Here is a 7,598-nt window from a genome sequence, read left to right as displayed (position 1 = left end):
CAAAAATCTTATTAAATTTAAAGTATAAAGAAATCGGAGTTCATTTGGGCTAACGTGCTGAGAGATTAGTGCACCCCAACATTTGACTTAGAACCATAAAACTATAAAGACGCGATAAAGTAACTAGGCATATTAATGTATTGTTTGCCTCTCAAATAGAGATGGTGGAGAAAAAATTAGTTAATGATTTACCTTACAGATATGCTAAAAGTAATTTATCTAAGATTGGAAATTTATAATTAAATTTACATAATATTATAAAACTAATTATGATATGATTGAACTATATCGTATTTAATTAAAGGAGGAAATAAGAAGTGAAGAAAGTATTGTATTCATTATTTTTTGCATTGATTCTGTCTGTTTTGTCATTTAATGTTTTAGAGGCGAAAGCATCAGAAAAATTATCGAATCGTGCAGAGGCGATTGTTGAAATCGGAAAATTACTTGGTTTAGATGGCACTCAAAGAGAAACACAATTCAAAGACGTTCCGAAAAGTCACTATGCTAGCGGTTATATTCAATCGGCTGTTGATCGAGGGATTATAAACGGATATCCAGATGGCACTTTCAAACCTTCACAAGAATTAACTAGAGCACATATTGCTCTCTTTATTTCAAGAGCATTTGGATCAAAGTTACCTACGGGAAATGAGACATTCAAAGATGTAAAGAAAGATGATAGTGCTTATAGTGCAATTCAACAATTAGTGGCAGCTGGAATTACGACTGGCTATCCAGATGGCACGTTTAAGCCTAATAATAAATTAACACAAGATCACTTAAAAACATTTATCAGTAGAACAGACAGCTATTTAAAGACAGGTAAAAAACCTACATCGAATAATAATACAAGTAAGGGATATGGTACTTTAAAAGGTACAGTAATTTGGAAATATAACGATTTTATTGGTACTAAAGGAGATACAGGTGCCGCAATTTACCTATTCCCAACGAATGCTACATATCCAAGTTATACAAAACAAGAATTATTTAATTGGTTAGAAAGAAAAAATGAGTTAAAGGATGTATATAGAACTTTAGTTGATGCCAATGGGAATTATACTTTTAATAATCTACCTACAGGTAACTATATTGCCGTTATTTCATCTAAAAATGCGCATAGAAACTTATTAGAAGCTTTAAATCCGCACGATCAATTGAAAACTTTATTTGGTGATTATAATTATGAAATTTTTGAAGCTAATGCTATGACAATTTATAAGCATCAAATTAGAAATATTGAAATAAGCGATAAATCAACTGTTGATTTTAGTGCTGATTTTGGATATTCGGCATGGTGATGATTAAATTCAAGAACAAAATTAAGTGAATGTAAAAGGATTACAGCGTAATTTTATATGCTGTAGTCCTTCTTTTTATTTTTGCTATTATATGACTATCGTAGCTGACTGTTAACGGAAAGGTTAGTCGGTCTTAAAGAAAAGGCTGTTTCGCTATGGATGTCTGGGCTGGGATAAGAAATAGCACAGGCATAATACAATAAAGGCTATTCGAAGAAAGTACTCTCTAAGGTACTTCGAATAGTCCTTTAGTATATTTTAAAAATTAAAGTTGAAGATAATAGGAAAAGCCCCGTTTTAGAGGTAGATGTCTAAATGTTTGTATAATAAATAGAGAGGGTGAGAACAATGAACAGACACTTTTTTATTGCAGTTCCACTTCCTGCAGACATTAAAGCAGCTCTTAAAGTGAGATGTGAAGAAATGAAGACAGATTTTCATTTTAAACGGTGGGTTCATCAGGAAGATTATCACATCACATTGGCTTTTTTAGGTCATGCGGATGAAGAGCAATTACAGGATGTAATGGATGAAACGAAGAGAAATCTTCTGAATGTTCCTCCATTCGAATTAAAAATTCAAGGGTTCAATACTTTTGGGAGAAAAGAATACCCAAGAATTTTATGGGTTAATCTGCTCGAATCTCAGCAAATAAACTTTGTGAGAGAAATAGTATACCGTGATTGTATGAAGACTGGATTTGAATTAGATAAGAAGCCATTTTTACCACATATAACGGTTGCAAGGAAATGGGATGAAGGATACGGGAAATTTCCGTTCGAAGCATTGCTAGAAGAAAATTTTCAGCTTCCAGAATTTCTAGTAGAAGAAGTGATTTTGTACGAGTCAAAAATAGAGGAAACGCCAAAATATCATAAAAAAGCTGTCATTCGTTTAGATGGCCAATAATATTACAATCGCTCGTAAACCTAAAAAAGAAAAGGTTTATGAGCTTTTTTGCCTTAAAATATTTTATTTTTAATGATTAGTTCATCTTCCGTTCATTTAAGGATTTTATGCTAAGGATGTAAAAAGGAATGGAGGAATTCACTATGAATCTTGCCTGGAAAGAAATTAAGAAGAATAAAGTAAGATTTTTAATATTAGGTTCAATTGTTTTTCTAGTTAGTTTATTAACTTTTATTATTTCTGGTTTGGCGAACGGATTGTCACAAGATAATGCCGCTTTAATTAAGGATTTACCACAAGGTCAATTTTATATGAATAAGGATGCAGATCAAACTTATAATTTGTCAAAAATAGATAGCAGTATACAAAATGAAATATTGAGCAAAGAAAAAGATGCAGTAGCTTTTTCATTACAAATGGGCTTTTTAAATGATCAGGACAATAAGCAGCAAAGCGTTGCCTTTGTTACATCTACCGATTCAGTTTTATTTGAAAATGTGAAACATGAGGAAGTCATCTTAGACAGCTCAATGAAAGATAAAGGAATTAAAGTAGGAGATACATTAACGAATAATCAATTTAGTGGCAAGTTTGTAGTAAAAGGATTTGTCGACCAAAAGAAATATAGTCATGCACCTGTTGCCTATATTAATAAAGAGGATTATCAAGAAATTTACCGTGTGGATGAAATGCAGATGATTTTCGTACCAGACGGAGATTCTTCAAAAGAATTTGCTGGATTAGATTCATTTTCAAATAAAGCGTTTCTTAATACAATTCCAAGCTATAATGCAGAACAAATGTCTTTAAATATGATTGTTTGGTTTTTAGTAGTCATTAGTGGGATGCTGTTTGCGATCTTCTTCTATATGATGAATGTTCAAAAAATCGGTTTATACGGAATTTTGAAGGCCATTGGTGTGAAAACTAGCAAATTATTCAAAATGATATGGACACAGATGGCTATCATTACAGTTATTTCACTTATTTTGTCGGTAGCCTTTAGCCAAGCATTTAATCTGATAGCACCAAAAGGAATGCCTTTCACTTTAACAATTATGACAACAACACAATTATCGATCGTATTCCTAATCATTGGATTTATTGGTGCTACAATTTCAGGCATCCAAATTAAAAAAATTCAACCATTACAAGCGATACAGCAAGGAGAGGCTTAATATGACTTTATTTGAAATCGACGGAGTTAGAAAAACGTTTACGAATGGCGAAATAGCAGAGGAAATACTTAAGGGAATAGATCTTTCTCTAAAAGAAGGAGAAATAATAGCATTGGTCGGTGCATCTGGATCTGGTAAGAGTACACTTCTGACAATAGCTGCTGGACTTCAACCTGCATCAGAGGGGCATGTTACATTTGAGGGGGAAAATATGTCCATCATGAGCCCAGAAGAGGTTCGAAAAGTGCGAGCAAGTAAATTTGGGTTTGTCTTTCAGTTTGCGCACCTTGTACCTTTTCTTACAGTTGAGGAGCAGCTGCTGTTAATGCTAGATGTTTCTGAATCAAAATTAAAGAAGCAGGAACAAAAAAATGAAGTTGATCGAATACTAAAATTAGTAGGGATGGATCATCGAAAAATGGCTTATCCTTCTTCACTTTCTGGTGGAGAGAAGCAACGTGTTGCGATTGCTCGAGCAATCATTCATAAACCGAAAGTTCTATTCGCAGATGAACCAACAGCAAGCTTAGATTCACAAAGATCAAAAGAGGTTATGTTGCTAATAAGAGACTTGACTAAAACGTTAAACATTACTACTTTAATGGTGACACACGATGAAGAAATGCTTGCTTATACGGATCGAATTATTAAAATGAGCGACGGTGTTATTTTGCAAGAGGTCATTTAGATTGAACAGTAAAGAGCCACAACCACATTTTTTGATGGTTGTGGTATTTTTTTGATGAAACAGGCACTTCGCCATATTGTGGGGCTGATTTCCGTTCCGACTGGGCGCAATTATGAATTTTTTTATAAGCCTAGTGTTAAGTTACCAAATCACTAAACTAATGAAGCATATTATAGAAGGAAAGAAGGAGGTGACTTGAAATGGCGTTTGTTATTGCCTTATTGATTGTATTAGTAGCTTTAATAGCGGCATTCCAATTAACCGAAGGGAAATCGGAGAAAGGGAAATATATCATTTGGGGTATCATTACAATGCTTGCGTTTGCACCATTCTTATCTTTTGTTATTGGCGTAGTGTATGGAACGATGGTTAGTAATGGTTGGGTAGCATCGATTATGCTGTTTTTATTTCCTTTAATTTTTGTTATCGGGGTTATTATATTAATCTTAGGAATTTATAAGAAAGATGAAAAAGAGCATAAATAACTAGTTACTTGTCTCTGAAAAGGGGTTTTTCCGTTCAGTGTTTTAGTTATCTTAAATATAAAGGTAAAAAGCCGCGAGACTCCTACGAATTGTATTTGCGATGAAGTGTAAATGAAAATGTAGCGAAGGAGACATACAGACATATGCCTTCGTGCCCAACATCCTATTTTTTGCCCTGATGCGGCTCGTGCCTTGCCGGCGGAAAAGCATAGCGGTTTTTTACCATTTAGAATGTTTATGTGAATCGAGCTTTACGGCTTACTTTACAGACCATTCTCATTAATGTCCTGTGTATTGAAGGGAAGATCATAAATACAATATCCATTGTTTTACGCATTGGCATAGGACAAATAATTGGCTTATTTTTGTGTACGCCTGCGATAGTGATTTTGGCTAGTTGCTGTGGAGACATCATTTTTTGCTTTTTCAATTGTTTGGACATCACTGATTTATCGATATTAATAGCTGTTGCTTTATCAAAAATAGGTGTATCAACAAAAGTCGGACATAGCGTACTTACCTTGATGCCATATTCCTCAGCCTCATAGTGTAGTGATGTCGTTAAGCCCACAACAGCATGCTTCGTAGTTGAATATGCCGCAGATATAGGAGATGGCCCCAATCCAGCTGCTGATGACGTATTGATGATATGTCCAAAACCTTGTTCCTTCATGATTGGATAGCCAACTTGAGTACCATATATAACGCCCCATAAATTAATATCTACAATGTCTTTCCATTGGTCCATCGTCATATCATAAAATTCACCGTACATAGCTATACCAGCATTATTGAATAAATAATCTAATCTTTGAAATTCCTCAAAAACATTTGTAATGACACGTTCAACACTTTTGTAATCGGTTACATTTAATTCTATAAATTGAGCATTCGAAGCATCTTTATTTAATTCTGCCTCTAGAAGACGTCCATCATGTTCGTTGATATCCGCAATAATGACAAATACATTACGATCTACTAACTCTTTGCAGATAGCCTTCCCTATACCTGATACACCACCAGTAACAATCGCAACCTTTCTCATATTCATCACCCCTCGTATGACTTCCTAATGGACAGTAGTTTCCTGCAATTGAAGCTGTTCAATGATAGCTGTGTATTCCCCAACGACAAGTTCTGCTCCTTTACTATTTAAATGAACACCATCTAACGTTAAATGTAGCCCTCTCTTTTTGGATAATCGGTCAATGCGCAAAGGGTTTTTATAAAACAGTACATCTTTCATTACTCGCATAACATTGGTGTTCATATAAGCCGAACTATTAACTTCTTCCAAGTGATGCGCAAACACCTCTTGCATATTTAAAAAGCTAACATTTGTATACTTAGAAGAAATGGACTGAATAATGGAGGAGAGCTCTTTTAATTCCTTATTAGGAGTGTTTTTTATCGCCTCTCCTATTAAAGCTGGTGTTACTAAAACGACATGTTTAGAGGATGCTAAAATCATTTCTAAACAATTTACATAGTAATCTTTAAATTCTTGATGATCTTTTGTAACTGGCTGTGCCTGTACTTTCAAAAGTTTAGAGTAGACATCATTGACACCAATCCAAAGAAAGCTGAGGTCATAAGAAGTAGCAAGCTTCGATTTCTCCAAACGAGTGTATAAGCTTTTTACTGTCTCACCTGGTTTACCGAGATTATCAAATTCGATATGTTGATGTTTTACCGTTAGTAGATTAAAAAATGAAACACCTGGTCGACCTTCTGTTAAGCTGTCTCCTATACATGCAATTTTCATTTATATCCCACCTATTTTTATTTCCTTTAAAAAAATAGTTATTGCCTGATTAAAGAGTGGTTCTAGTGCTTTAAGCTCCTGATTATTTGTAAGCTGACATAACCCCCCTAGCCATGTGCCTAGTAGAACTGTCCACTCATCAATATTTCCATCAACAAATTCCCCTCTATCAATTCCTTCTTGAAGGATCGCACGATAAGCGCCCATCGGTACAATCGCTAAATTGTATAATTGTTGCACTGATTCAGGGTTCGATTTTGGATTGGAAGCTAGTTCTTGCCCTGATCTTAATAAAGGTGTTTGGTAATGATAGAGAACATGCATGGCCATGCCATATAATTTTTCTGTTGTCGTGGAGTAGGTACAATCTTCTTGCAGCCATTTGTTGTGCCAATCTTGCATTGTTTGTTGCGCTAAAAGAACAAAAAGCTTCTCTTTATTTTCAAAATGGTAATAAATATGTCCTTTACTGTAGCCTGAAGCGGTTGAAATATCTCCAACTGATGTTTGATTATAGCCTTTTTGAGAAAACAAACTAACCGCATGTTCCATAATTTCAATTTTTGCTTTCTCGCTATCATAACGTCTTTTGTTCAATGATTTACTCCTTCTTAACATTTGAACGGTCGTTCTAATTTGATTATACAATATTTTATTAATTAATGAATAGTTAAACACCTAAGTCATCAAGTTTTTACAATTGCTACGGACAGCGCCAGCTACAGGAGTCTCTTACCTTTATACTTAGACATAATTGATTGAAGGAAATATTCACTAAACTGTTGAACTATAAATTATGCTTCAAAATCAGGAGGGGAATTAGATGGGGAGAGTAATAGAGTTTGAATTGAATAGTCAGAAGCCTGAAAAAGCAGCTGAGTTTTATGCCGAGGTTTTTGGTTGGGAGGTAGCTGCACCTAATTGGGAATATTGGGCTGTAACAACCGGGGATGATAAAAAATCAGGGATTAACGGCGGTATTGGAAAGGGGCCACATGACTATCCTTTTGGAACACGTATTCAAATTGAAGTGGACTCTATCGATGAAGCCATTTCTAAAGCTAAACAGAATGGTGCAATCATTGTTCGTGACAAGATGGAGTTTGATGAGTTTTATCTTGCTTATATGGTAGATCCAACTGGGCTTGACTTCGGCTTAATTCAAAACAAATAATCAAACGATTGTGAATTGGCATGGTCAATTAAATGTAGCCACAGGAAAAGCAAGTCTCCAATTTTTACGAGGAGACTTGCTTTTTATCATGAAGC

9 protein-coding genes are annotated in these 7,598 nt (G+C 34.7%); 6 read left to right on the top strand and 3 right to left on the bottom strand.

The window, feature by feature from the left end:
- Positions 1-317 precede the first annotated feature (317 nt).
- The 5 genes from ACIQLB_RS14920 to ACIQLB_RS14900 all read left to right on the top strand — a co-directional run bounded on the left by ACIQLB_RS14920 (position 318) and on the right by ACIQLB_RS14900 (position 4,564).
- A complete protein-coding gene (locus ACIQLB_RS14920; RefSeq protein WP_400727103.1) occupies positions 318-1,304 on the top strand; it encodes an S-layer homology domain-containing protein in 987 nt (328 codons plus the stop codon).
- A gap of 348 nt (positions 1,305-1,652) precedes the next feature.
- A complete protein-coding gene (thpR, locus tag ACIQLB_RS14915; RefSeq protein ID WP_400727101.1) occupies positions 1,653-2,213 on the top strand; it encodes an RNA 2',3'-cyclic phosphodiesterase in 561 nt (186 codons plus the stop codon).
- Positions 2,214-2,356: 143 nt separating this feature from the next.
- Positions 2,357-3,391 (top strand): ABC transporter permease, encoded by a 1,035-nt coding sequence (locus ACIQLB_RS14910; RefSeq protein ID WP_400727099.1) that lies wholly within the window; start codon positions 2,357-2,359, stop codon positions 3,389-3,391.
- Position 3,392: 1 nt separating this feature from the next.
- The gene (locus ACIQLB_RS14905) at positions 3,393-4,079 is read left to right on the top strand and encodes an ABC transporter ATP-binding protein (protein WP_400727098.1); all 687 of its coding nucleotides are present in this window, start codon (positions 3,393-3,395) and stop codon (positions 4,077-4,079) included.
- Positions 4,080-4,279: 200 nt separating this feature from the next.
- Positions 4,280-4,564, top strand: a complete 285-nt coding sequence (locus ACIQLB_RS14900; RefSeq protein WP_400727096.1) for a hypothetical protein — start codon at positions 4,280-4,282, stop codon at positions 4,562-4,564.
- Between the two features lie 235 nt (positions 4,565-4,799).
- On the opposite strand, the gene ACIQLB_RS14895 is transcribed toward ACIQLB_RS14900, so the two are convergent.
- The 3 genes from ACIQLB_RS14895 to ACIQLB_RS14885 are packed head-to-tail and all read right to left on the bottom strand — an operon-like array spanning position 4,800 to position 6,926.
- Entirely contained in the window at positions 4,800-5,615 is an 816-nt protein-coding gene (locus ACIQLB_RS14895; protein ID WP_400727115.1) for an SDR family NAD(P)-dependent oxidoreductase, read from the bottom strand.
- 18 nt (positions 5,616-5,633) lie between these two features.
- Positions 5,634-6,329, bottom strand: a complete 696-nt coding sequence (locus ACIQLB_RS14890; protein WP_400727094.1) for an SGNH/GDSL hydrolase family protein — start codon at positions 6,327-6,329, stop codon at positions 5,634-5,636.
- Complete coding sequence (locus ACIQLB_RS14885) at positions 6,330-6,926, bottom strand: TetR/AcrR family transcriptional regulator (RefSeq protein WP_400727092.1); 597 nt, start codon at positions 6,924-6,926, stop codon at positions 6,330-6,332.
- Positions 6,927-7,152: 226 nt separating this feature from the next.
- Between ACIQLB_RS14885 and ACIQLB_RS14880 the strand changes: the two genes are divergently transcribed.
- Positions 7,153-7,503, top strand: coding sequence for a VOC family protein (locus tag ACIQLB_RS14880; RefSeq protein ID WP_400727090.1), 351 nt, complete (start codon positions 7,153-7,155; stop codon positions 7,501-7,503).
- The last annotated feature ends 95 nt before the right edge of the window (positions 7,504-7,598 follow it).

The sequence above is a fragment of the Lysinibacillus sp. NPDC092081 genome, assembly GCF_044755845.1.
GTDB lineage: Bacteria > Bacillota > Bacilli > Bacillales_A > Planococcaceae > Lysinibacillus.
This window is presented reverse-complemented; position numbering and strand designations above follow the sequence as displayed.